This is a genomic window from Peribacillus sp. NPDC101480, from assembly GCF_050277335.1.
In the GTDB taxonomy this organism is placed as follows: Bacteria; Bacillota; Bacilli; order Bacillales; family DSM-1321; genus Peribacillus.
Genome location: NZ_JBNNSB010000004.1, coordinates 134906 through 156933 on the forward strand (window position 1 = coordinate 134906; position 22028 = coordinate 156933).

General features: G+C 38.5%; 22 protein-coding genes, 1 tRNA gene and 1 pseudogene. 18 read left to right on the forward strand and 6 right to left on the reverse strand.

The genetic code is table 11. The features are described 5' to 3' along the window. Window positions 1–13 precede the first annotated feature (13 nt). On the reverse strand, window positions 14–235 hold the full coding sequence (locus ACQKMF_RS14960) for a hypothetical protein (protein WP_101224088.1): 222 nt from the start codon (window positions 233–235) through the stop codon (window positions 14–16). A 211-nt stretch (window positions 236–446) separates the two neighbouring features. On the opposite strand from ACQKMF_RS14960, the gene ACQKMF_RS14965 reads away from it, so the two are divergent. The 9 genes from ACQKMF_RS14965 (at window position 447) to ACQKMF_RS15005 (ending at window position 6935) form a co-directional block, all read left to right on the forward strand. Beyond that, a tRNA-Val gene (locus ACQKMF_RS14965) sits at window positions 447–518 on the forward strand. 346 nt (window positions 519–864) lie between these two features. Further along, window positions 865–1104 carry a hypothetical protein gene (locus ACQKMF_RS14970; RefSeq protein WP_427573873.1) on the forward strand — a complete coding sequence of 80 codons (240 nt, stop codon included), beginning with the start codon at window positions 865–867 and terminating at the stop codon, window positions 1102–1104. A 243-nt stretch (window positions 1105–1347) separates the two neighbouring features. Next, the gene (locus tag ACQKMF_RS14975; protein WP_054397148.1) at window positions 1348–1764 is read left to right on the forward strand and encodes a hypothetical protein; all 417 of its coding nucleotides are present in this window, start codon (window positions 1348–1350) and stop codon (window positions 1762–1764) included. Window positions 1765–2051: 287 nt separating this feature from the next. Beyond that, the gene (locus ACQKMF_RS14980; protein WP_230177407.1) at window positions 2052–2354 is read left to right on the forward strand and encodes a WXG100 family type VII secretion target; all 303 of its coding nucleotides are present in this window, start codon (window positions 2052–2054) and stop codon (window positions 2352–2354) included. A 35-nt stretch (window positions 2355–2389) separates the two neighbouring features. Further along, on the forward strand, window positions 2390–2557 hold the full coding sequence (locus tag ACQKMF_RS14985; RefSeq protein WP_157831085.1) for a hypothetical protein: 168 nt from the start codon (window positions 2390–2392) through the stop codon (window positions 2555–2557). A 260-nt stretch (window positions 2558–2817) separates the two neighbouring features. Then, window positions 2818–4065, forward strand: coding sequence for a glycine zipper domain-containing protein (locus ACQKMF_RS14990; RefSeq protein WP_427573876.1), 1248 nt, complete (start codon window positions 2818–2820; stop codon window positions 4063–4065). Between the two features lie 9 nt (window positions 4066–4074). After that, on the forward strand, window positions 4075–4872 hold the full coding sequence (locus ACQKMF_RS14995; RefSeq protein WP_402941437.1) for a hypothetical protein: 798 nt from the start codon (window positions 4075–4077) through the stop codon (window positions 4870–4872). Between the two features lie 13 nt (window positions 4873–4885). Further along, window positions 4886–5443 (forward strand): DUF5381 family protein, encoded by a 558-nt coding sequence (locus ACQKMF_RS15000; protein WP_230177409.1) that lies wholly within the window; start codon window positions 4886–4888, stop codon window positions 5441–5443. 664 nt (window positions 5444–6107) lie between these two features. Further along, complete coding sequence (locus ACQKMF_RS15005; RefSeq protein WP_427573879.1) at window positions 6108–6935, forward strand: hypothetical protein; 828 nt, start codon at window positions 6108–6110, stop codon at window positions 6933–6935. A gap of 473 nt (window positions 6936–7408) precedes the next feature. Here the strand turns inward: ACQKMF_RS15005 and ACQKMF_RS15010 are convergent, their stop codons facing one another. Next, window positions 7409–8545, reverse strand: a complete 1137-nt coding sequence (locus ACQKMF_RS15010) for a site-2 protease family protein (RefSeq protein ID WP_427573881.1) — start codon at window positions 8543–8545, stop codon at window positions 7409–7411. Between the two features lie 936 nt (window positions 8546–9481). Here ACQKMF_RS15010 and truA point away from each other — a divergent pair. Together truA and ACQKMF_RS15020 are read left to right on the forward strand one after the other, a co-directional pair. Next, a complete protein-coding gene (gene truA / locus ACQKMF_RS15015) occupies window positions 9482–10219 on the forward strand; it encodes a tRNA pseudouridine(38-40) synthase TruA (RefSeq protein WP_402941446.1) in 738 nt (245 codons plus the stop codon). Between the two features lie 109 nt (window positions 10220–10328). After that, a complete protein-coding gene (locus ACQKMF_RS15020; RefSeq protein ID WP_230177678.1) occupies window positions 10329–10853 on the forward strand; it encodes a type 1 glutamine amidotransferase domain-containing protein in 525 nt (174 codons plus the stop codon). A gap of 177 nt (window positions 10854–11030) precedes the next feature. Here ACQKMF_RS15020 and ACQKMF_RS15025 read toward each other — a convergent pair whose 3' ends face one another. Beyond that, entirely contained in the window at window positions 11031–11720 is a 690-nt protein-coding gene (locus ACQKMF_RS15025) for a DUF421 domain-containing protein (protein WP_402941450.1), read from the reverse strand. A gap of 310 nt (window positions 11721–12030) precedes the next feature. Here ACQKMF_RS15025 and ACQKMF_RS15030 point away from each other — a divergent pair, with 310 nt between their 5' ends. The 4 genes from ACQKMF_RS15030 to ACQKMF_RS15045 all read left to right on the forward strand — a co-directional run bounded on the left by ACQKMF_RS15030 (window position 12031) and on the right by ACQKMF_RS15045 (window position 16989). Beyond that, window positions 12031–14133, forward strand: coding sequence for a YhgE/Pip family protein (locus ACQKMF_RS15030; RefSeq protein WP_427573884.1), 2103 nt, complete (start codon window positions 12031–12033; stop codon window positions 14131–14133). A 270-nt stretch (window positions 14134–14403) separates the two neighbouring features. Then, window positions 14404–15246, forward strand: a complete 843-nt coding sequence (locus ACQKMF_RS15035; RefSeq protein WP_427573886.1) for an ABC transporter ATP-binding protein — start codon at window positions 14404–14406, stop codon at window positions 15244–15246. After that, the gene (locus ACQKMF_RS15040) at window positions 15179–15931 is read left to right on the forward strand and encodes an ABC transporter permease (RefSeq protein WP_101224076.1); all 753 of its coding nucleotides are present in this window, start codon (window positions 15179–15181) and stop codon (window positions 15929–15931) included. The genes ACQKMF_RS15035 and ACQKMF_RS15040 overlap by 68 nt, the downstream gene beginning before the upstream one ends. Window positions 15932–15972: 41 nt before the next feature. Beyond that, complete coding sequence (locus ACQKMF_RS15045) at window positions 15973–16989, forward strand: aliphatic sulfonate ABC transporter substrate-binding protein (RefSeq protein ID WP_427573889.1); 1017 nt, start codon at window positions 15973–15975, stop codon at window positions 16987–16989. Between the two features lie 135 nt (window positions 16990–17124). Here the strand turns inward: ACQKMF_RS15045 and ACQKMF_RS15050 are convergent, their stop codons facing one another. Beyond that, window positions 17125–18063 (reverse strand): DHH family phosphoesterase, encoded by a 939-nt coding sequence (locus tag ACQKMF_RS15050; RefSeq protein WP_427573891.1) that lies wholly within the window; start codon window positions 18061–18063, stop codon window positions 17125–17127. A gap of 436 nt (window positions 18064–18499) precedes the next feature. Between ACQKMF_RS15050 and ACQKMF_RS15055 the strand changes: the two genes are divergently transcribed. From ACQKMF_RS15055 to ACQKMF_RS15065, 3 genes are read left to right on the forward strand one after another with little or no spacing between them, the layout of a single operon-like run. Further along, window positions 18500–19687: a CaiB/BaiF CoA transferase family protein gene (locus ACQKMF_RS15055; protein ID WP_101224073.1), complete on the forward strand. Its 1188-nt coding sequence runs from the start codon at window positions 18500–18502 to the stop codon at window positions 19685–19687. Window positions 19688–19701: 14 nt separating this feature from the next. Then, complete coding sequence (locus tag ACQKMF_RS15060; protein WP_101224431.1) at window positions 19702–20907, forward strand: acyl-CoA dehydrogenase family protein; 1206 nt, start codon at window positions 19702–19704, stop codon at window positions 20905–20907. Between the two features lie 23 nt (window positions 20908–20930). Next, window positions 20931–21242 carry a DUF3870 domain-containing protein gene (locus ACQKMF_RS15065; RefSeq protein ID WP_427573894.1) on the forward strand — a complete coding sequence of 104 codons (312 nt, stop codon included), beginning with the start codon at window positions 20931–20933 and terminating at the stop codon, window positions 21240–21242. A gap of 206 nt (window positions 21243–21448) precedes the next feature. On the opposite strand, the gene ACQKMF_RS15070 is transcribed toward ACQKMF_RS15065, so the two are convergent. Beyond that, window positions 21449–21907, reverse strand: coding sequence for a hypothetical protein (locus ACQKMF_RS15070; RefSeq protein ID WP_427574185.1), 459 nt, complete (start codon window positions 21905–21907; stop codon window positions 21449–21451). A gap of 22 nt (window positions 21908–21929) precedes the next feature. After that, window positions 21930–21983, reverse strand: a pseudogene (locus ACQKMF_RS15075) (hypothetical protein); the annotation flags it as partial. Window positions 21984–22028 lie beyond the last annotated feature (45 nt).

The following is a 22028-nucleotide window of genomic DNA, read 5'->3' on the forward strand; positions in this document are numbered from 1 at the left end:
TGATTAACAATCTTCAGCCAGACCTATCAAACCTAGCCTTAATGAGGCGGGCAGAAAGGATATTGGCCACTTTAAATGTCCGTTTTGTCTGCCTTAGAAAACAGAATGCGTGAATATGGCCTGGATAAATTTCAAGCACCTGTATTTTCCGCTGCGTGATCTTACCTTGTTCGGAGAGATAAATTATCTCCAATGGAGCATTTCCTTCCATATGTTTACGAAGTATATATTTCATTCCCTGTCACTCCTTTGCTGACTTGCTTGCTATCATTATATGCGAACGTACGTTTTATATGCAAGTGAAAAGGGAATGTTTGTTCGTGTTTTGCGGAGCGGGGAAATAAAATAAGAAAAAATTAAAACTTTTTTAATATAATGCGTTGACTTTTTAACAAAAAAACTTATAATAAATTATGTACTTAAGTAACCAGTCAGTCATTACATACGACTTGTTAGCTCAGTGGGAGAGCACTTCCTTGACAGGGAAGGGGTCGTGGGTTCGAATCCCTCACAGGTCATCAACTAACAAAGGCTCAAATCCTTGATATCACAAGGATTTGGGCCTTTTTTTATTTTTAAAAGAATATAGTTCATTTTGTATTATTTACTCAATTGGTGGCGGATGGAGAAGGATTAAAACGCATTACAGGTCAATTATTTGTAATAATTAATATTTCAAGGACTGTAGGTAAAGCCTTTTGCTTATTCAGCTCACGTTGGATGTTAAAAATAAGACCGTATTTTTGGCTTTTCTTTAAAAGGTACAAAATTATATTCTTCGGTAAAACCCACTTTACTATAATGTGTTGGATTACCTTTACTATCAAATACCATGCACGGGAATACTTCTTGGAAGCTCTGAACATGACGCATGAAGACTATGCAAAATATCGGCAAACGATGAAAGACTTCAGAGATGAATTTTCAGCTCACAGAGAGTGTGGTTACAACGAACCTGTCCCCTACTTTGATATTGCGCATAATGTAGCACTTCATTACGTTTCTTGGCTTGAAAAGTATAATACAATCCCTTCACTTGAAATGATGGTAGAAGAATATCAAGAAGAATTACAAGCAATGATAGAAAGTTTTAAAGTGAAATAAATAGAAGGAGGAAAGTATGGAAGAGTAATTAAAAGTAAAATTCCTTTCCAATTAGGGGTTCTATTAGGGGATTAATCATACTTCTCGTATGACTTCCCCTCCACTTCAGTATTATATGGTAAATGTTTCCTGGTTTTAACTGTGTGATTTTAATATCTCAACAGTTTATCATATTGATATAGGAAGAATAACTTAATCTACTACTATAATGAAGTAAGTCTTTAAAAGGGAAGTGATAGTTAAATGCTTTATATAAGCGATATCGAAAAGATAATTAATAACACATTAAATGAGCACAATTTGGATATTATTTATGAATTTGACAATAATCTAAGTGCACCTATGAGTTATAACGTATCGACCAATACTATAAAATTCAATTACCTTCAAGTTAACGGTTATAAAGGGAAAATTAGAATTAAAGAGACAGAGGAAGACTTTGTTAAAATTATTCTTTATCGTATGATTGGTTATTATTTAGATTTTAAGAAAAACAAACATGATTTAAGGATTTTAATGTATGGTCACGAAGAAGAAAAAGAAAAGCTAAAATCTGAAATAGAAACTAATGCTTGGGATTATGGGAGAACATTAATACCTGAACAACTATTGGAGTCATATGATAAGGTTCGTGAATTAGATAAAATGCTAATAAATTAATGTACTCTAAGAAAATGGTGCAGAAATGGATAAACCTTCTTCCTCTGAATGAGGAAAATTGCAGTTTTCCTCGTTATATCATGGCATACTTTTCAACTACACTCGTTATGTTAATAAAATAAAACATTCCTCCTATATCTATTTCTTATTTCAATACTGGGGGCCTATGGAAGTGACTTAGTAATTATAGTAACATTTACTTATCTAAAATAGGGAATTGTTGTATTAAAATGGTATTTGAGAATAAATAGAGAAAAAGTACGTTGACTCAATAATGAGGTGAAAAGATGAATTCGGATAAAGTCAGAGCATTAACAAAAGTGTTTCAGGAATCTTCTGAGGAGTTAAAATTAGATGAATCAAAATTAATGCAGAGTATACATACAAATACGGAGACATGGGCTGGCGAAGCCCGGAAAAAATTTGATTCAATACTAGATGAAGCAGCTGTCCTATTTCAAAGACATTCAGACAATCTTTATCAAATAAGTAGAGAATTAGAAAGCGCAGCAAATGAAGTTGACAGAGTGAGAGAAGAGATTGAAAGACAAAGAGAATTAGAGCGCCTAGCTTGTATGAAGGATGAGTAGAAACAAAATGAATGAAGGATATAAAGAGGTGTCATATGAAACCGAAGAATAGGGATCGTAAAAGTTTGGAAGAGGAAGGCTGGATCCTCCCGGATAAGAATAAGCAAAATAAAGATGGTAGTTTACTCCCCGGCTGCGGTGGTTTTTTTATTTTGTTCATTCAATTTGGTGTTTTGGCACATCAAATAATCACTCTTTTTTAAGTCTACCTTATGTCCGCTAAAGTTATACAACTGTACTTGCCAATATGATAATCGTTTTGAAAGGTTTAAAATGGCTCGTAATAAGTAGAGACAAGGAAAGAAAAAAGAAGATGGCGGTAAGCAAGGAATGGATAAAAATTGGGTACCGGATTGTGTCGACCCATTTATCCTGCCTTTACAGATTATTCTATTAGGACATCACTTTTTTCATAGTATATAGATGAAATAGTTCATAAAGGAAAAGAAAAGAGGATGATACAGTGGGGAATAAAATTTCCGTAGACCCAGATCGTTTAGAATATTTAGCAAATGAGTTTGTCTCGCACTTGTCAAAAATTGAAGAAGAATACAAGAGTCTTCATTTGGAACTAGTGAACCTAATTAGCAGTGCTCCAGCAGAGTATAGTCATTGTTTTTATCAAGTAGGAGATCCGTGGGGAACAGGAAATCAAATAGTTGACCTTCTGAGTGAAATGGAGATCGACCTTCGAATGACCGCCAATAAATTTTCCGATGCTGATAACTTAGTCGGTCAACTTTATAAACTGCATGAGAAATATGGAGCGCTCACTGCAATGGGTGCTTTAGTATCAAAGCAGCTTGCATTTTATGGGCTAGGATTTACACAATTTATCAAAAATAGTGATGATGTCTATATGTATAAACATATGAATGTCCTAAATAAACTAACAGATGTAGTCGATAATTCCAAATTTCGTAATGTAGCAAGAGCCTATTTAAATCCAACCTTTTTATTGAAAAAATATAGAGATGTTCCATTTGCTGATTTAGTTCACAAAAAGGTTGCCAAATATCTTCCTGGTGATGTTGTTAAGTATACAGATAGTTCAAAGGCATTATTTGAAGGGATTAATCATCGAGCATTGGACTCTACAACGTTTAAATCATTTCTACAGACGGGAACGAAATTTGCCAAAACCAACGCTGTTAGTGCAGTACTGGTAACAGGAGTAATGGAAGCAGGCGGAATGGGACTGAAAATTTCCGAAAACTATGCGAAATATGGAAATAATCCAGAGGTCTTAAAGCGAGAAAATGCAAAAGCGGTAGGAAATGCAGTGAATAATACCGTAGCGATTTCTGGAGGTTCCATTGCGGGAGCATTCGTAGGAGGGGCTCTAGGAAGTTTAGTAGGCCCAGTCGGTACGGTTGTAGGAGCCGCTGCAGGTTCATTTGTAGGAGGACTTGTTGGAGAGCAAGCGGCTAAGCTTACGGCAGGTATAGCAGAGAAAGCAGCGATTATCATTAAAGAACCTATACATGATGGGCTTGAACTGATTAAAGGTGGTTTGGAGAAAGCTGGGAAAGTTGTTGAAGGTGTTAATAAAGGTGTTGATTTCTTAAATGATCAAATTAAGGATACTATTGCTGACCCAATAGGGAAGGTGGGGGAAATTGGTAAGGGATTATCTAAAGCAAAAGAAACAGCGAGTTCCCTTGCCGATGGAGCAAAAGATTTTTTTGAGGATAAATTTTCATTTTTTTAAGGAGGATATATGAATACCGTTCAATTAAGTATTGAAGAGTTACTTTTTTCATTTTATAGTGAAGGTTTATTTGAACAAGGAATGTCGATTAAGGAAACCTATTTTCAAACGCTTCAAGATGCCGAGTTGAAATTAATGCTAGAAATTGCCTCTCGCTCTTTGTTAGCAAAAGATATGTTAAAGGAAGTAAATAATCAATATAAGTTAAAAGATGAATTTGCTGCCTATATTCATACATTGAATAATGCAGAAAGTACCGTAACGGCTTCTAAACATCAGCCAGACTTAAATGGAGAAGATAGTATTTCCTTTCATTTTAAAAAAGGAGAGGTTTATTTACATAAAGTATTGTACGATCATCAAGTTCACTCTATTTCTAAGCTGCCGAAAGAAGAAATCCTTTCAGTTATAAGCGGTTTTTTCCATTTCCATACGTTAGAAAAGCAAGGTGAAGTTATTCTTCAGTTAAAAAGTGAAGAATTTGAAGAACTTTTAGAAGATGTAAGTCAATCTCATTCTTTACCGGAGTCAATTGTTCAGAAATGGGTAAGTAAAAAGGGAGAGTCTACTAGTATCTTAGAGTTTTTAAATGATATTTCGAATAGAAACGGTAAAATGGATAGTTTAGTAAGCTTAACGTATGACTCAGAGAATAACCCTGACCTAAAAGATCTTTATTTTATGATTCCAGGAAAGAATGAATGTTGGCTAGCTACAAGGGACAACAACCTTGACCTGAGTATTCAGAGAGCAAATGAGGCATCTATTAATCAACTATTATTAACCAACAAGATTCTTCCAGCTTAAGGAGGTGCATTATTTGGTAAACGTTAAGAAAGAAAATAACGCCATTCAGATAAAAGGGTCAAAGTTCATGTACGGGTGGATGTTTCTTGCGACTGTAGGGTTTTTAATTGCTTGTTTTTTCTTAATCATACATGGTTTGAAATTTGAGTCCAAGTATTCCTTATTTTACCTTGGTGGTGGTCTCATCTTTACTCCTTTTTACCTTTACCTAACGCTTTGGTCACTTCCAGGTTTTATTCCAGGAAAGGTCCTGTTAACGATTGTCCAAGGTGAAAATGGTACGATTAAGACGAAGAAAGGTACAGTTTATATTAAGAATATCCGGAATATCGATTTAGTAAGAAATCCACTGAATTTAATCAATGATATAGTCATTGACACCCTTGATGACAAAACCATAAAAATTCGTACGTATAATTTACTTGATGACCTGGATTATCAGGTGGTCGTTGATCAATATCTTTATCCCTATATTACAGAAAATGCAAAAAAAGTATGGGATCGCAAGGTGGATTTAGATAAATTGCAAAGAGTAGCCAAATACGAGCGCCAAGAGCAGAAAATTGATTAACGATCATTTAAATTAAAAGATCTCAGTCCAAAGCTGGTGATTCGTGTCCAATTGTCTTTTTCATTATAAATCTGTTATAATCCGATTACTTTCACTTCCTGACAGGGAAGGGGTCGTGGGTTCGAATCCCTAACAGGTCATCAACTGACAAAGGCTCAAATTCTTGATATCACAAGGATTTGGGCCTTTTTTGTTTATAAAATATAGTTCGTTTTGTATTATTTACTCAATTGGTGGCGTAACGGTGGCGGATTGAGAAGGATTTAAACGTACTACAGGTCAATTATTTATAATAATTAATATTTCAAGGAACTGTAGGTAAAGCTTTTTGCTTATTCAGCTAATGATGGAGGTTAAAAATAAGACCATCACCGATTCGGTGTTTCGGCTGTTTAACGAAGAGATAGTCCCTTCAACATACATTCAATAAATGCAATCCATTTGTCTTCCTTTTTTGAACGATACATAGGTGAATTTGTGAATTTGTTAAATCAGTATATGTTTATTCGTGTTCAATATTATCAGCTGTACCGAGTGAAATTAATGTTTGATGAAATCAGCCGAATTAGGGTCGATAATACTTACGATGGTTTAATATTGTAAAAATTTAACAGACGAGTTATTCTTAAATCACCTAACAGGCACAATATTAAAGGAGAAAATAGTGAGTTATCTCGGAAAGTATTTGAAAATGCCACCAACAATTGAAAAGCTCCATAAATTAGAGAAGGAAATTGAAAAAGAAGGCCACTCCTTAAGTGATTTATCCCTTTATTTGGAATTTGACTTCTCCCCTTATGAAAATACTCCCTATGATGTCATTACATTTGCTAGTACAGGCGTTGACGGCATACATTTCGGATTTCTAACTGACTTCGGAACAGTATCTGATTTAGAGAATGCTTTTGTTGTATGTATTAGTCCAATGGATTTTGATTCACATATAAAGATTGTAGCAAGGAATATAAGGGAGTTTCTTAACTTGGTTTGTACGATGAAAGATGCCTTAACTATTTCTAACTTTAATATCCTGGAAGAAGAGGGACAGTATATTCGTTTGCTCAAGGAACTAAAACAAGTAGAACCTGAAGATGAGGAATTTGAAGAGGACGCAAACTATGTAGTGGAAAAGATAATAGCCACATTCGATAGCGAACGAATAGAAGATGTCTATCATTATGTGGAAGGAAAAGTAAGGACAGAAAGAGAGCAACAAACTATTTTATCAACCCTTGATGGGTTAGGCATAATACCTGTAGAGAACATTACAAGCAATTTTCTCCCATACAAACTTGAAAAAGATATGACGATTGACATGGAAGAAGTGAAGGCCTTTTTTAATTCTGCAACAACAGAAAGTAAAATGGCTTTTTTCAGAGATGTCCAATTTACATACTTAATTGCAGATGAGATAGCGTTAAAAGAATTGGTCATACATGAAATGATAAAATTAGGTTTACAGGATGAAGTCGATAGATTATACGTGTTTTAGGTCCTCTTTTTCTTGTCTAATTAACACCATAACCCTTAACAGAACCAAAAATTATTAGAAGGTTACTTGTAGGGGTATTTACTTAATCATAAATGATCCAAACGAGGGCTTATTTGGAACATTTATTAAGGAGGCTTTCACCAATTCGTAAATGAAGGTGAAGTCAATGGAAGCCTCCATTTTACGAACCAAATGGTTCGCCGGCACCGGTTGATCTCACTGAATAGAATTATGTTTCGAAAGCATCCTCATCACCTCAAGTTTTAATAGATCTATTTTAAAACAAAAAAGACTGTAGGAAAAAGGAGTTCTATCTAAATTTTTAAACATAGTTGATTGGAGCGAGTGCATGAAATGGAAATCAACGTCCAAATTTGTACAAGCAAAAAAACTGTAGACAAACTCGATGAAAATCGGGTTTGTCTACAGTTTGAGGGGACCTTCATAAATTGAGGTCCCTTTTTCATAATGTATTACGGTAATGAAGTTTTATATTGTTCCATTAAATCACCTGCATATAAGCTTGTTATCATTAAGAAAATGGCAAGCCCAATGTATAATGAGAACCAGATGACTTTTGTTTTGAGACTCGATGAGTAATAGGATTTCTCTTTATCCCTAATTTCAGTTTGTTCTTGCACTTCTTTAAAGAACGTTGCTACTATTCGTTCATACGTGCCTATATTTTCAAAATCGGTCGGTCCGTTCTGGTATTCATTCGAATTAGCAGCATCCATTAAGGATCTATAAATATTTAATTTTATCTCGGTCAGCTGTTTTTCTTTTAGCTTATTATCATCAAATAGCGGGATATGCCAACTCTTCATGTTGTTAAACTTTTCATATAGTTGGCTTAATTCCATATTCCAAATATTAACCAGGCGAATTTTTTCTTCATCTGTTGCACCTGCATATTGTTCGAGTTGCCCTAACCCAAATTGATTCAGTTCGATGATGATGTCTCTTTGATTTCTGGTTGTCTCGCTACGAAATTCTTTCCACCACTTAGAAATACCCAATAATAAGAAAAGAATTAAAAATGGATTTGGATGGAGAAACAAATATACAACCATTCCGATAATCCCTAATACCCAAAGCTTTGTGGAGATGACTCCCACTATACGTCCTCCATCAAGAGGATGCACAGGCATTAGATTTAATAGGTTAATCATGGCTCCAAGTGTAATAACTAAAAGCCAAAATGGATTTTCCGTCATCATAAATAGGGGGATGGCTGGTAGAAATGCTAATGTACCTAATAAAGGACCTCCGAAGGCAAGATAAGCTTCTTGGTTAGCATTCTTGGGCTCTTCTTTAAGGGCAATTAATGCTCCTACAAAAGGGATGAAAATGGCATTGGATGTTTTGATGCCTTTTCTCTTAGCAGCAAGTAAATGCCCCATTTCATGGATGTAAATTAGATAGACTAGGGCCACGGCAAATTTCCAACCGTAAACCAAGGCATACGCTCCTAATGAAACGAAAATAGAAATCAGGGAACCTACTTTTGCTATTTTCAATAGCGCAAACAACCATTTTATTTTTCCCAGAAAAAATAACCCGATTGCCCCCAAACTTAACCATCCTTTATTCAATTTAGATTCTTTCAAAATGTACCTCCTAGAGTAAATGGGAAAATAGATGACCCCAGTGACACTATGTCAACCTGAGCGTCTTCTTGATTTATCATTTTGCTAATATCCTTATTATATCGTATTTTTCTTATCCTTTTAGGAATATTTTTCCTAGAGTATTAACTTTCAAGTATTACATTTTTTTATAATTAAGATTAAGTCCTTTATATTTAGGAATTTCTTTTCCGCCTCTCTTCACGCCAAAGCCATCAATTCAAATGCTTAATTAAAATCGATAGTTTAAAGCGGTACAATCACTATTTTATCAGTAATATACGGTCTGATTGGGGGCGAATTCCAAATAATCGGAAAGTATCAGAGGGTAATTTTATTGTGAAAAAGAGCGATAACCCCTTACGTGTCAGTATTTCTGGGAATAATAAAGAACTAGAGAAAAACAATGAGATAGTTTTGACAGGGAAGGGGTCGTGGGTCGAATCCCACACAGATCATCAACTGCCAAAGGCTCAAATCCTTGATATCACAGGGGTTTGGGCCTTTTTATTTTTTTGATTTCCATTTATTATTCCTGTGTGATTCTGCATTGCACGGAAACTGGATTTGTGACGCCGGCTCGTTCGTTGCATGACGTTAGCCACTTTGGTACACTATGCAGAAGTGCTTTTTTAGTTTGATTGCTAGGATTTACTATGGAATCGCATGGATGAGCTGCAGGATCTTTACATAAATCATGGTCCATGGGGGTGTATCTTAAACGAACCCTTAAAATGGAACTCCTTTTACTCTGTAGACTAGTGCAGCAGTTACAAAACCATTAACAACTTAACAATTTAAATGTTTCTAAGAAAGGACCATCTGTTCCCTCATACAGCAGGAGTTGTATGGGGGCTTGTATTTTATCGAGAATTTTCTGTCTAGATGACTTTACAGGAATAAAATAAGGAGGACGCAATGAACAATTATAAATTGACCATTCAATATGATGGCGGGCGCTATAAGGGCTGGCAACGACTGGGTAATAGTGATGATACGATTCAAGGGAAAATAGAAAATGTATTAACGGAAATGGCAGGGGAAAAAATTGAAATCATCGGATGCAGCAGAACGGATGCAGGTGTACATGCCCTTGCTCAAATCGCCAATTTTAAGCTCGGTGAAAATCTGACTGAAGCTGAAATCATGAATTATTTAAATAGATATTTACCCCGAGATATCAGCATTGTCGATGTTACGCTAGTTCCTGATCGTTTTCATGCCCGTTATAATGCTAAGGATAAAACCTATTTGTATAAGATCTGGAACGAGCCATACACAAATCCTTTCATGAGAAAGTACAGTATGCATGTAGAGGAAAAGCTGGATATCACTAGAATGAAAAAAGCATGTCAATTTTTTATAGGTGAACATGATTTCACTGCTTTTTCAAATGCAAAGTCCAAGAAAAAATCCATGGTGCGTGAGATATATTCCATTGATATAGAAGAAAATGCCGGCTTCATCCAAATTACTGTGCGAGGCGATGGATTTCTTTATAATATGGTTAGGAAGATTGTCGGGACGTTGATAGAAGTAGGGTTAAATGAAATAGATGCTGAAAATATACCGAGTATTTTAGAGTCAAAAGAAAGAATCCAAACGGGCCGTATGGCGGAGGCAGCTGGGTTGTGCTTGGTTAAGGTTGATTTTTAGGTCAAATATTGATGCATCGGTTATTGCATGTAAAGTGTACAGGCAGTAGAAAAAGGGAAGTAATAGGGAAGAATGGTAAAGCAATAGAACGAAAGAAGGAGAGGGTTTCATGAGATTAGCAGGAAAGAAAATAATCAGTCTTGTGCACCATGATTTTGAGGATTTAGAGCTCTGGTATCCGATTTTACGATTAAAAGAAGAAGGAGCGATTGTTCACCTCGCCGGAGAAAATGCGAATGAAACATACATTGGAAAATATGGTGTACCAGCCATATCCGATTATGGGTATGGCAGTATTAAAGCTGAAGAATATGATGCCATTCTTGTACCGGGCGGTTGGGCACCTGACAAAATTCGCCGTTTTCCTGAAGTGATATCACTTATCCAAAGCATGGAAGAAAGTAAAAAACCAATTGGCCAAATTTGTCATGCTGGTTGGGTATTGATCTCCGCTAAAATTTTACAGGGGAAGAATGTAACGAGTACACCGGGCATTAAAGATGATATGGAAAATGCCGGGGCAACTTGGATAGATAAGCCCGTCGTAGTAGATGGAAACCTTGTATCAAGCAGGCGTCCGCCTGATCTACCGGATTATTTAAGGGAATTGATAAACGTGATCGAAAAGAGTTAAATATAATAGGCTGAAAAAGTGGTTTTTCCTTTTGGAAAAACCACTTTTTATTTATGAAATATTAAAATGAAAAGGAGTACCTTCACTCATTTAATCCAGTTTAATTTTATGAAACACGGTCAATCATGATATGGGCGATATTGTTAAGATATTTGATGCTTACTGAAAACCAAAAGATTATTCCGTTGATTGATCCTTAATCAAGTCAATATACAAATTTCCTTTTGTTCCTACGACAGCATACGAGATATCAAAAACAGCAAGGTTTCTTTTTTTGAGTTCTGCCATTAACGATTCGTAATCGTAGGGGTGTTTTGATAAGTTTTCATAAAGAATCTTTCCATCATGGACCAGTTCTATCGGTACTGTTGCTGAGGGCAGTAAAGGTAAATCCTGCTTGGCGGCATTTTGGTATTGTTCTTTCTTTAATACTGAGAGGGAGCCGTTTGTCTCTAAAATGGCACATTCCACTTCTTCAATGTTGAAGATATCTTTTCCTCGCAAACCCTGTTTAAGAGAATCCAGTGAATATCCCATTCGTTCCATTGACTCTTCGAGAATTTGTCCTTTTTGAATTAAGGGAGCAGGTTCTCCAGCGATCCATTTCCCGAAGCGTGGATTTCGAATCGATAGAAGATTCAGCATATATACGATGGTACCCATAACAATAATTGCAATGATAAAATACAGGAATTTGATTTTTATATTGAATGCTAGATTCCCTGCAATTGTCCCCATCGTAATTGAAGCGATATAAAGGTGATAGGTCCTCTGGGCAATCGTCTGTTTACCAAGGAGATGGACAAATACCCATAATAAAATAAAAGACGTCAAGGTTCGAAAGATGATTTCAACAGATTCTGACATGACAATTTCTCCCTTGCAAAACTCCCGACAATTCGTTTGTGATAGTATGTTCTTACACCTTGCCGTTTATTCTGTAACTCAAAAAGGAAAAAGACAAGAAACCGTCCTTGAATTGGGAGCCCATCTTACATAAATTGATAGCTTTATTTTTAAACCAGGTATTCAAGATTCGTGAAATCTCAGGAAGCAAGCAGTTCGTTACTTGCTTCTTTTTATTTGGTCTGAAAAAATCGATGGATATGTTTACTTGTATCGTTAAAGAAATTTCTTCGAATAATAGTATCAAAATACTTTTGCACGGGGGTATGTTTTGAGAAATATTCAGGAAATTTTCAAAGACGATTTAAAAAGCATTTATAAAAATTTCTTTGTATGTATCGTAGTTGTTTTTCTCATGTTCATCCCTTCCATTTATGCGTGGTTCAATATTGTCGCATCTTGGGACCCGTATGCAAATACGGAAGGAATCCTTGTCGGTGTTACCAATAATGATAAAGGTGCGGAGTTAAATGGTGAAGCCGTGAACATAGGCAAGGAAGTAATGGAAGGGTTAAAGGAGAATAAGGATCTAGGCTGGAGATTCACATCGGAAAAAGAAGCGATAGAAAAGGTGGAAAAGGGGGATTACTATGCTTCCATCATCATTCCGGAGAACTTTTCCGAACATATTGCGACGATCATGACCGATGACCCTAAGAAGGCGGAAATTGATTACTATGTTAATGAAAAGATCAATTCCATTGCTCCTAAAATAACGGCAGCGGGTGCCAACAGCATTGTGGACAATGTGAGCAAAACCTTTATCAAATCAGCCAGTGGGAGTATCCTTGCAATCTTTAATGAACTCGGAATCACCTTGCAAAACGAGTTGCCGACGATTCAAAAAATGAAGAATATGGTGTATTTATTAGAGGGTGAACTGCCTGAGCTCGAGCAAAATATCAAAACCGTTCAAACACATGTCAAAAAGGCTGAAGATATCATTAAGAAGGTTAATGATGGCCTGGATTCGATAGAAGGAGTAACATCGCAGAAGGACAAATTGGTATCGGACGTTTCTAGTTATGTAGATTCAACAAGGCAGGCATTCGAAGGAATCAGTCCCCTTTTGAAAAATGATATTGCGAACATCAGGAGCGATAATGAATCCGTTATAGTGCTGGCGAATCGGTTAACGGGTCAGGATTTGCATGGCAATGAGTATGATCAGCTAGTGGAACAAGGGGTAACGAGGATAAATAAAGAGTTGTATCTTTTGGACAGTATGTATAATTTATTGGTGAGGGTCAATCAATTTAATGAGCAAAACTTGCTTCAGCCAGAAATACAGCTGGTTGATGAACTAAGGGATAATGCTTCGAACCAACTTCAAGCGCTGAATAACCGATCCTTCGGCAAACTTATAGAACTTGGCGGGAACAATGATCAAGTCTTGGCAAGATTCCAGGAGAGCTATTCAAAGGAAACAGGACCAAAATTCACTGAAATCTGGACTGAAACAGAAGCAATATTGAATAGTGTCCAGATTACGATGGAGGAGGGAGCGAAGGTTCTTCCTGAGGTTAGGACGCTATTGAATGAGACCAATCGAACATTGGAAACACGTACAGGGGATATCGATAAGTTACAGAATAAGTTTCCGGAAATCGAAACGAAAATAAAGGCTCTAGCTTCTAAAATGAGGGAATTCGATAAGTCTTATAATATGGAAGAAGTGATCGATTTCCTAAGGAATGATATTGAACAAGAAAGTGAATTTTTTTCAGAACCAGTACTGCTCAATAAACACAGTCTCTTTCCGATTCCGAACTATGGATCCGCCATGTCTCCTTTCTTTACGGCACTTTCCCTTTGGGTCGGCGGTACAATATTGATTTCCATGCTTAGCGTGGGTGTTTCTCAAAAGGTCTACAGCCCGTATCAAATTTATATCGGGCGGTATCTTATATTTTTCATCATTGGGGTAATGCAGGCTCTTAGTGTTTCCATTGGGAATATCATCCTGATAGATGTATATGTAGCGGATAAATTTGAGTACATCCTGTTTTCTGTTCTGATAAGTACAGTATTTACACTCATTGTCTACACCTTCGTTTCCGTTCTTGGAAATGTTGGAAAAGGGATAAGCGTCGTATTGATGGTCCTTCAAATATCAAGTTCAGGAGGTACCTTCCCGATTCAGGTCACACCGCCCTTTTTTCAGCATATTAACCCGTACTTGCCGTTCACCTATGCTGTGGGTTTACTTCGTGAATCTGTTGGGGGAATAACTTGGAGCGTAGCTGGCAAGGACATTTTTATCCTGATTCTCTTTTTAATGTTCACACTCATCTTAGGTGTCATTTTGAAAAAGCCTCTGCATGCAAGGACACAAAAGATGAAGGATAAATTGTATGGAAGCAGGATTTTTTAAGGTCATCGAAAGAGTTTAGGTGAAAAAATGGATATTAAAATTAGCCTGAACCCTTACAAAGGGCTCAGGTTTTTATATTTGCTGATTGGGATTTGTTCATTTGTATTTTTGTGTAAGTCTGGAATATTTATCAATACATCGACAATTGAATAGAAAGATACCGATAAATTAGAATTTTTGCATTTTTATAGTTGACAAAAACCATTGGATTAATCATTATTAAGAAATAATGTTTAGTAAATGGATGCGATATAAAAGTGGGGTGACTTTATGTATTTAACAATAGATGGCATTGAAAAAAGTTTTAAAAATGAACAGAAAGAAAGCATAAAGGTGCTCGATAAGATAAACATAGAAGTCGAGAAAGGAAGCTTCGTTTCGATCGTCGGCCCTTCAGGATGTGGGAAATCCACGCTCCTTTATCTGATTGCCGGACTTGATAAGGCAGATACAGGTGAAATACGTGTAGCTGGGAAAAAAGTGGTGAAGCCAGGTCCGGAACGGGTTGTAGTGTTTCAAGAGGCGGGATTATTTCCTTGGTTGACGGTACTTGAAAATGTTACATACGGATTGAAGTTAAAGAAAATTCCCAATGAAGAAGCTAAAGCCAAGGCATTGGACATTTTAAAGATGGTTCACCTCAGCCGATATGTTGACTCCTATCCACATCAACTCTCAGGGGGCATGAAACAGAGGGTAGCCATCGCAAGAGCATTGGTGATGGAACCGGATATCCTGTTGATGGATGAGCCATTCTCCGCGCTTGATGAGCAAACGAGGATGGTCTTGCATAAAGAGCTGCTCGAAATCTGGAGAAAAACTAAAGTGACGATCTTTTTCGTTACCCATAATATTCGTGAGGCTGTTCAGCTTTCCGAAAAAATCATCGTCTTTGCAACCCGTCCAGGGAAAATCAAAGAGACGATTTCCGTCCCTTCCATGAAAGATGGAGTTATGCCGGATAGTGTAACTTTGCATACAGAACAAAGGGTTCTATCGATTTTGCAGGAGGAAATTGAAAAAGTGCTGAAGGAGGAAATGGGGAATGATTACAGCTTTAAGACGAATCATATTCATCGCGATGATAGCGGGGATATGGGAAGTCACATCTAGACTTTCCAGTCTTCCGGATTTCATGTTCCCAAGCCTGACTCAGGTTTTGGAAACTCTGTTTAATGGACTGATGAGCGGACAAATAACCGAAGCCATCGGAAAAAGCCTTGGCCGTATCCTGATCGGCTTTATGATTGCCATTATAGTAGGTCTGATATTAGGATATTTCATTTGGCGCTTTAAATTGGTCGAAGACACTTTAGGATTCGTCGTGACGGCTTTACAGTCCATCCCGAGTATCGTGTGGTTCCCTTTAGCGATCATTTGGTTTGGATTGAATGATTTTTCGATCCTCTTCATCGTCACCATCGGCGCAACTTGGACGATGACGGTTAATGCAACGAGTGGCTTCCGGAATGTACCACAGTTGTATCAGCGGGTTGCAAAAACATATGGATCGACTGGGTTTCATTTTCTTCGCACCGTGATTTTACCAGCATCCGTCCCGCAAATAATATCCGGTCTCCGAATCGCATGGGCCTTTTCCTGGCGTGCATTGATGGCCGGTGAATTACTTGGCGGGGGAGGCGGTCTTGGACAATTGCTGGAAATGGGCAGATCACTGGGACAAATGGATTTGGTCATCTCCGTGATGATCATCATCGCTATCATCGGAACAATCGTGGATAATGTCGTCTTCTCCCGTCTTGAACGTAATGTTCAACTGAAATGGGGAGTGAAGTAACGGTAGTTTAATAAAATAATAGTTAAAAAGGAGAGAAAGATATGCTGAAAAAATCATTTTTTGCCCTTATACTGTCTGTATTGTTAATCGGAATAGTAAGCGGATGCACTCAATCCAGCAGTAATGATGAAGAAGGAGAAGGCTCCGGGGGGAAATCCGTGAAAATTGGGTATTTTCCTAACTTAACCCACAGTGCAACGATCCTTGCACTTGAAAAAGGCTTTTTCGAAGAAGAGTTTGGTAAAGATGTTAAGATTGAAACCAAAACAGTGGCAAATGGCGGATTATTCATGGAAGCAATGGCTACAAACGCCATTGATGTCGGAACGGTCGGTCCTGGTCCATTGCTTAACTTTTACGTAAAAAACCCTGAATACCACTTGATCTCCGGGGCTGTTAATGGAGGTGCCGTACTTGTTGCTAGCGAGGGCAGCAAGGTTACGGATTTAAAAGATTTGGGCGGTAAAAAGGTAGCGATTCCCGTCATTGGAAGCACACAGGATGTCATGCTTAGGAAGGCCCTTCAAGATGTTGACTTAAAACCGACTACAAATGGGGGCACAGTTGAGCTGTATGCGGCAGCACCTGCAGACACAACCGTCCTTTTTGTCCAAAAATCAGTCGATGCAGCAGCAACCCAGGAACCATGGGGTTATGTATTGGAAAACCAGGCAAAAGGAAAGTTACTGCTTGACTGGGATCAATTTGCATGGGGGAAAGACTCACCTAACACGGTAGTGGCTGCAAGCCAGAAGTTCTTGGATAGAAAGGGGCTCGCTGCTTCCTATTTGAAAGCGCATGAAAAAGCGGTGAAGTTTATACAAGACAACCCTGAAGAAAGCCAAGAACTGGTTATTAAGCATTTGAAGGAACTGACGGGAAAAGAATTAAGTAAAGAAGAAGTCGCTTCAGCATTTTCACGCCTTGAAGTGACAACCGAAGTTAATGAGCAAGTCATTCAGGAAATGGCCGACATAAGCAAAGAAGCTGGTTATATCCCTAGCAATGATATAAAAGGCATGATCGATTTATCAATTCTTCAAGAAGTGTCCAAATAAATTGAAACAAGCAAGCGCCTCAGCCATCCTGGCTTTGGCGCTTTTTTTGTAATCAGGCGAAGGATGAATTAATCCGTTTTAATTGAACTGGGTAAATATTCCTGAATATAAACATCGCAGGTCATGAACTCCCTGTTATGGACAGACTTGATCCAATGCTTGGATAACATGATCAACCTCTTCCCAGGAATGGATGGTAGCTCCTGAAGCCAGTGAATGTCCTCCTCCATTGAATTGACGTGCGACTGAAGCGATGGGAATATTCCGTGAACGTATCCTGACACGGATTTCAGAAGGATGTTCGATGAAGAAAGCCCAGATTTTATTGCCCCTGACACTTGATAGTGTATTGACTAAATTCGAAGCTTCGAGCCGATCCACGCCATACATATTTAAAAGTTCCTCGGTAATAATGAAGTAAGCTACTCCTTTATCGGTTACCTTGAAGCTCATGAGGATGTCTTTTTGAAGTCTTGAAGCGTTTTTTCCCTTTACATTAAGACTGTTATGAATTCTTTCTGGCTGAATATTATAAGTTCTTAAATGTGAAACCATCTTTAATGTCCGCGGAGTGGTATTCCCATTCATGAAATTCCCTGTATCACTAAGTATTCCTGCATAAAATGATTTAGCCGCTTCTTTATTCATGACGAAGCCCACTGGAAATTCCAAGAATAAATCAACAAGCATTTCACTTGAGGAGCTATAGGAAGGGTCAACCCAAGAAAGGTCACCGAATTGTTCATATTCAGGGTGGTGGTCAATTTTGATAAGCATGTCCCCTAGATCATAGCGGGAATCACTGATCCGTGAAATGTTGGCCGTATCACAAACAATCACTAAGGCACCTTTGTATTTGTTATCGGAAATGACATCCATATCACCAATGAATAGAAGCTTATCCACTTCTTCGCCTACCGCAAAGACTTTTTTAGAAGGGTAGGAATGCTTCAATAGCCTCTTTAAACCGATTTGTGATCCCAATGCATCCGGATCCGGATTAACATGACGATGAATGATGATCGTGTGGTATTTCTTGATCGCTTCGATTATTTCCATTTTTTTATTGTCCATATCGCCATCTCCCTTTCATTTTTCCTAGTCTAGCGAGCGATAATTGATATTTATGTATAATTCAAATATTGACAGCTATGCATATTCAATCATCACATGCCTCACAAATAAAGGCAATTCCGATTACTACTGGAAGTATTATTATATTAACGGGAGGTATGCTACAGAGTATTTCAGAAAACACTGATACAAAATTATTGCAAAATTCAAAAAATAGCACTATACTTAATTTACCAAACCGATGACAACAAGTTACCTTGTTGCATGGCCGGCTTGTTATAAAACTGGAATCTATAAAAATTGACTTGGTTCACTTGATCTTCCTTTGCAGGAAGACAGTTCGTGGATAAGGGTCAGTGAAACATTCAATGTAATGACATTGTTGGTTTTACTGGCTCTTTTTTGTGTATCCCGACAGTTTGAAAGGGGTGATGATATGAATGGAGCTTTGGAGGGAGTCAGGATTATCGATGTATCCCGTGTTTTGGCGGGGCCGTTTTGTTCAATGATTCTCGGTGATTTGGGTGCCGATGTTGTTAAAATCGAGCATCATGAATCAGGTGATGAAACGAGAGGCTGGGGTCCGCCATTCGCCCAAGGAGAAAGCGCTTACTATTTATGTGCCAATCGAAATAAGCAAAGCATGACCTTGAATTTAAAGTCGGAACAAGGGAAAGAGATTTTCCGGAAGTTAGTGGCTTCAGGGGATATAGTGATCCAAAATTTCAAGACGGGCACATTGGAAAAAATGGGGTTAGGTTATGAGGATTTAAAGGAAATGAACCCCAAACTGATCTTGGCCTCGATTACGGGATTTGGCTTAACAGGACCTTATAAGGATTTGCCTGGCTATGACTATATCATTCAAGCGATGAGTGGTTTGATGAGCATCACAGGAGCAAAAGATGGGAGTCCCGTGAAGGTCGGGGTGGCCATAGCTGACATATTGACTGGCTTGTATACATGCATTGGCATTTTATCCGCTTTACATCATAGGGATAAAGCGGGGGAAGGTCAGGAAATTGATATTTCGTTAATGGATTGTCAGGTTTCTTCATTGGTGAATGTCGCCAGCAACTATTTATTCAGTGGCTTGACCCCTGAAAGAATGGGTAACCAGCATCCCAATATCGTTCCATACCAGACATTCCGGACAAGCGATGGAGAGCTTGTCGTTGCAGTAGGAAATGATGATCAGTTCAGAAGGTTTTCAACCGTTATAGGCAGACCTGATTTAGCCCAGCAGGAACAGTTTAAGCATAATGAAAAACGTTTGCAAAACAAGGAAGTCTTAATACCGATAATAGAGGATTTGTTGAAAGGAAAGACAAAGAAGGAATGGAAAAGGCTGTTTGATGATGCAGGGATACCCAATGGTCCAATCAATGATATAGCAGAGATGTTCGAGGATCCGCAAATCATCGCAAGAGGCATGTTGGTGAGCATGGAGCATCCCACAATCGAAGAGCTTAGAGTGACGGGATCGCCCCTGAACCTTTCAAAAACGCCGGTTACGATGAGAAAGCATCCGCCGCTCTATGGTGAGCACACCGATTCCATTTTGGCTGATATTGGATATAGTACAGACCAAATAAGCAAATTCAAAGAAAATAAAATTATTTAGGAGGAATTTTAATGATGAATTTCGAATTAACAGAAGAGCAGCAAAGCGTGAAGAAAGTGGTAAGGAAATTTGTCGATAAGGAAATTATCCCTTACATTCAAGAGTGGGATAGGCAAGGTCAATTCCAGCCACATATTTTAAAAAGATTAGCGGAATTGCAGTTGATGGGCGTTTGTATACCAGAAGAGTATGGCGGGGTCGGAATGGATTATAATACCCTGGCCATCGTTTGTGAGGAGCTGGAGCGAGGCGATACGGCTTACCGTACTGCAGTTTCGGTACATACAGGGTTGAATAGCATGACCCTGCTGCAATGGGGGACGGAAGAACAAAAACAGAAATATTTAGTACCGCAGGCAAAGGGGATCAAGATAGGTGCTTTTGGTCTGACTGAACCGAATGCAGGGTCTGATGTTGCTGCAATGAAATCAACGGCAAAACGTGTTGGGGACCACTATATCTTGAACGGGTCTAAAACATGGATTTCGCTCTGTGATTATGCAGATCATTTCCTTATCTTCGCCAAGACGGATCATGATGCCGGTTCAAGGGGCATCACTGCTTTTATTGTGGAACGGACTTTCGAGGGAGTGGAGTCGAAAGCCATTAAAGGGAAATTGGGAATTCGTGCCGGGAATACAGGCGAAATCTTTTTAACGGATGTAAAAGTTCCAGTGGAGAATAGGCTTGGTGAAGAAGGTGAGGGCTTTAAAATTTCCATGTCGGCATTGGACAGCGGCCGGTTTACAGTGGCCGCAGGTGCTGTAGGGTTAATAGAAGCAAGCCTGGAAGCAAGCTTGAAGTATTGCCATGAAAGAAGCACATTCGGAAAAGAGATTGGCAAGCATCAGCTCGTTCAACAGATGATTGCCAAGATGACCGCAAATTTAGAGATTTCCAGATTGCTCGTTTTTAAAGCGGGTACCTTAAAAAATCAAGGAAAAAGGAATACGAAGGAAACATCGCTTGCCAAGTGGATATCATGTAATGCTGCAAACGAAGCTGCCAATGATGCTGTTCAAATTCATGGTGCCTATGGCTACTCGGATGAATATCCAGTGGAACGTTTTCTGCGGAATTCAAAAGCTCCGGTCATTTATGAAGGAACCCGTGAGATTCATACTGTAATGCAGGGTGAATACGCACTTGGCTACAGACAAGATAAAGAGCTTCGTAAGCAATTGCCTGCATGGCCCTTCGAGCAGGTTTCCGTACATTAACTATAGATATAGGAGATCAGATGATGAACACATACTTTATTGCAGGGCATGCAAAGCTTCCACAAGGGATGGCAGCGAGAAATATATATGATTCCATCACCATCACGGTAGAGCTTGACTTTAAATATGGAGTAATAGTCGAGGCTTCATGTACACTTGCTACAGAACATGGAAGGGAATACATTCGTCAGCTGCTGCGCGGTTATTGCCTGAAAGATGGTATCGAAGAATTGATTGATCGTGTGCAAATGCATTATCGTGGGAAGGCTGGTCAAGCCATTCAAGCAGGGCTGAAGGATGTGTATGCACAGTTCGAATTGGTCTCCGTTAAATAAGCGAAACTTGAAGGATCCTACCGTATGTAAAAGGGTAGGATCCTTTTTTATTGTTTAAGGAAAGGGACATTTGACTGGATTTAACTATCGTGATAATTTTAAAAACACAAAACTCGCCCCTACCTATAGGACGAGTTTGTGTTTTTTTATAGAAATTGGACTTTAAAGTAAAGCTTAATAATCCAGTAAAAAAATATTAGTTGTAATTAAAACGGTACCATGAAACTAGAAGCACCTTTTCCGTTTATTGCGAAAGTTATTGCCGCAAAGCCAACTGCAGTGGTTGGACGAACACCGGTTTCTGTTGGAGCGCCGTTGTCTGCTGCAAGTGGACCTCCTCCTGCTATTGCGCCTTTGCGTACGGCAAGTGGACCTCCTCCTGCTAGTGCGCCTTTGCGTACGGCAAGTGGACCTCCTTCTGCTAGTGCGCCTTTGCGTACGGCAAGTGGACCTCCTTCTGCTAGTGCGCCTTTGTGTGCTGCAAGTGGATCTCCTCCTGCTAGTGCGCCTTTGTGTGCTGCATGTAGATCTCCGTTTCCAGCAAGAGCGTCTTTGCGTGCCGGAAGTGGACCGATTCCTGCTCGTGCAACGTTTAGTGCTTCTACGGGAAGTTCGCCTATTATTGTTGTTTTTACGTGAAGAACGGCCTTTTGAACATGGGTCATTATACATGAAATCGCCTAACCCGAAGGAATTGGCTCTATCCACCGCATTTTGTATATTTCGAATGATGTCAGACATATTTATATATCCTCCTTTCTATTCGTAAACTATGCGTTTGTACGT

What these genes read in the sequence shown, in the direction of transcription:
- ACQKMF_RS14960 (WP_101224088.1), bottom strand. Translation starts at nt 235, where the DNA reads ATGAAATATATACTTCGTAAACATATGGAAGGAAATGCTCCATTGGAG.
- ACQKMF_RS14970 (WP_427573873.1), top strand. Translation starts at nt 865, where the DNA reads ATGACGCATGAAGACTATGCAAAATATCGGCAAACGATGAAAGACTTC.
- ACQKMF_RS14975 (WP_054397148.1), top strand. Translation starts at nt 1,348, where the DNA reads ATGCTTTATATAAGCGATATCGAAAAGATAATTAATAACACATTAAAT.
- ACQKMF_RS14980 (WP_230177407.1), top strand. Translation starts at nt 2,052, where the DNA reads ATGAATTCGGATAAAGTCAGAGCATTAACAAAAGTGTTTCAGGAATCT.
- ACQKMF_RS14985 (WP_157831085.1), top strand. Translation starts at nt 2,390, where the DNA reads ATGAAACCGAAGAATAGGGATCGTAAAAGTTTGGAAGAGGAAGGCTGG.
- ACQKMF_RS14995 (WP_402941437.1), top strand. Translation starts at nt 4,075, where the DNA reads ATGAATACCGTTCAATTAAGTATTGAAGAGTTACTTTTTTCATTTTAT.
- truA (WP_402941446.1), top strand. Translation starts at nt 9,482, where the DNA reads ATGAACAATTATAAATTGACCATTCAATATGATGGCGGGCGCTATAAG.
- ACQKMF_RS15020 (WP_230177678.1), top strand. Translation starts at nt 10,329, where the DNA reads ATGAGATTAGCAGGAAAGAAAATAATCAGTCTTGTGCACCATGATTTT.
- ACQKMF_RS15025 (WP_402941450.1), bottom strand. Translation starts at nt 11,720, where the DNA reads ATGTCAGAATCTGTTGAAATCATCTTTCGAACCTTGACGTCTTTTATT.
- ACQKMF_RS15035 (WP_427573886.1), top strand. Translation starts at nt 14,404, where the DNA reads ATGTATTTAACAATAGATGGCATTGAAAAAAGTTTTAAAAATGAACAG.
- ACQKMF_RS15040 (WP_101224076.1), top strand. Translation starts at nt 15,179, where the DNA reads ATGATTACAGCTTTAAGACGAATCATATTCATCGCGATGATAGCGGGG.
- ACQKMF_RS15045 (WP_427573889.1), top strand. Translation starts at nt 15,973, where the DNA reads ATGCTGAAAAAATCATTTTTTGCCCTTATACTGTCTGTATTGTTAATC.
- ACQKMF_RS15050 (WP_427573891.1), bottom strand. Translation starts at nt 18,063, where the DNA reads ATGGACAATAAAAAAATGGAAATAATCGAAGCGATCAAGAAATACCAC.
- ACQKMF_RS15055 (WP_101224073.1), top strand. Translation starts at nt 18,500, where the DNA reads ATGAATGGAGCTTTGGAGGGAGTCAGGATTATCGATGTATCCCGTGTT.
- ACQKMF_RS15060 (WP_101224431.1), top strand. Translation starts at nt 19,702, where the DNA reads ATGAATTTCGAATTAACAGAAGAGCAGCAAAGCGTGAAGAAAGTGGTA.
- ACQKMF_RS15065 (WP_427573894.1), top strand. Translation starts at nt 20,931, where the DNA reads ATGAACACATACTTTATTGCAGGGCATGCAAAGCTTCCACAAGGGATG.
- ACQKMF_RS15070 (WP_427574185.1), bottom strand. Translation starts at nt 21,907, where the DNA reads ATGACCCATGTTCAAAAGGCCGTTCTTCACGTAAAAACAACAATAATA.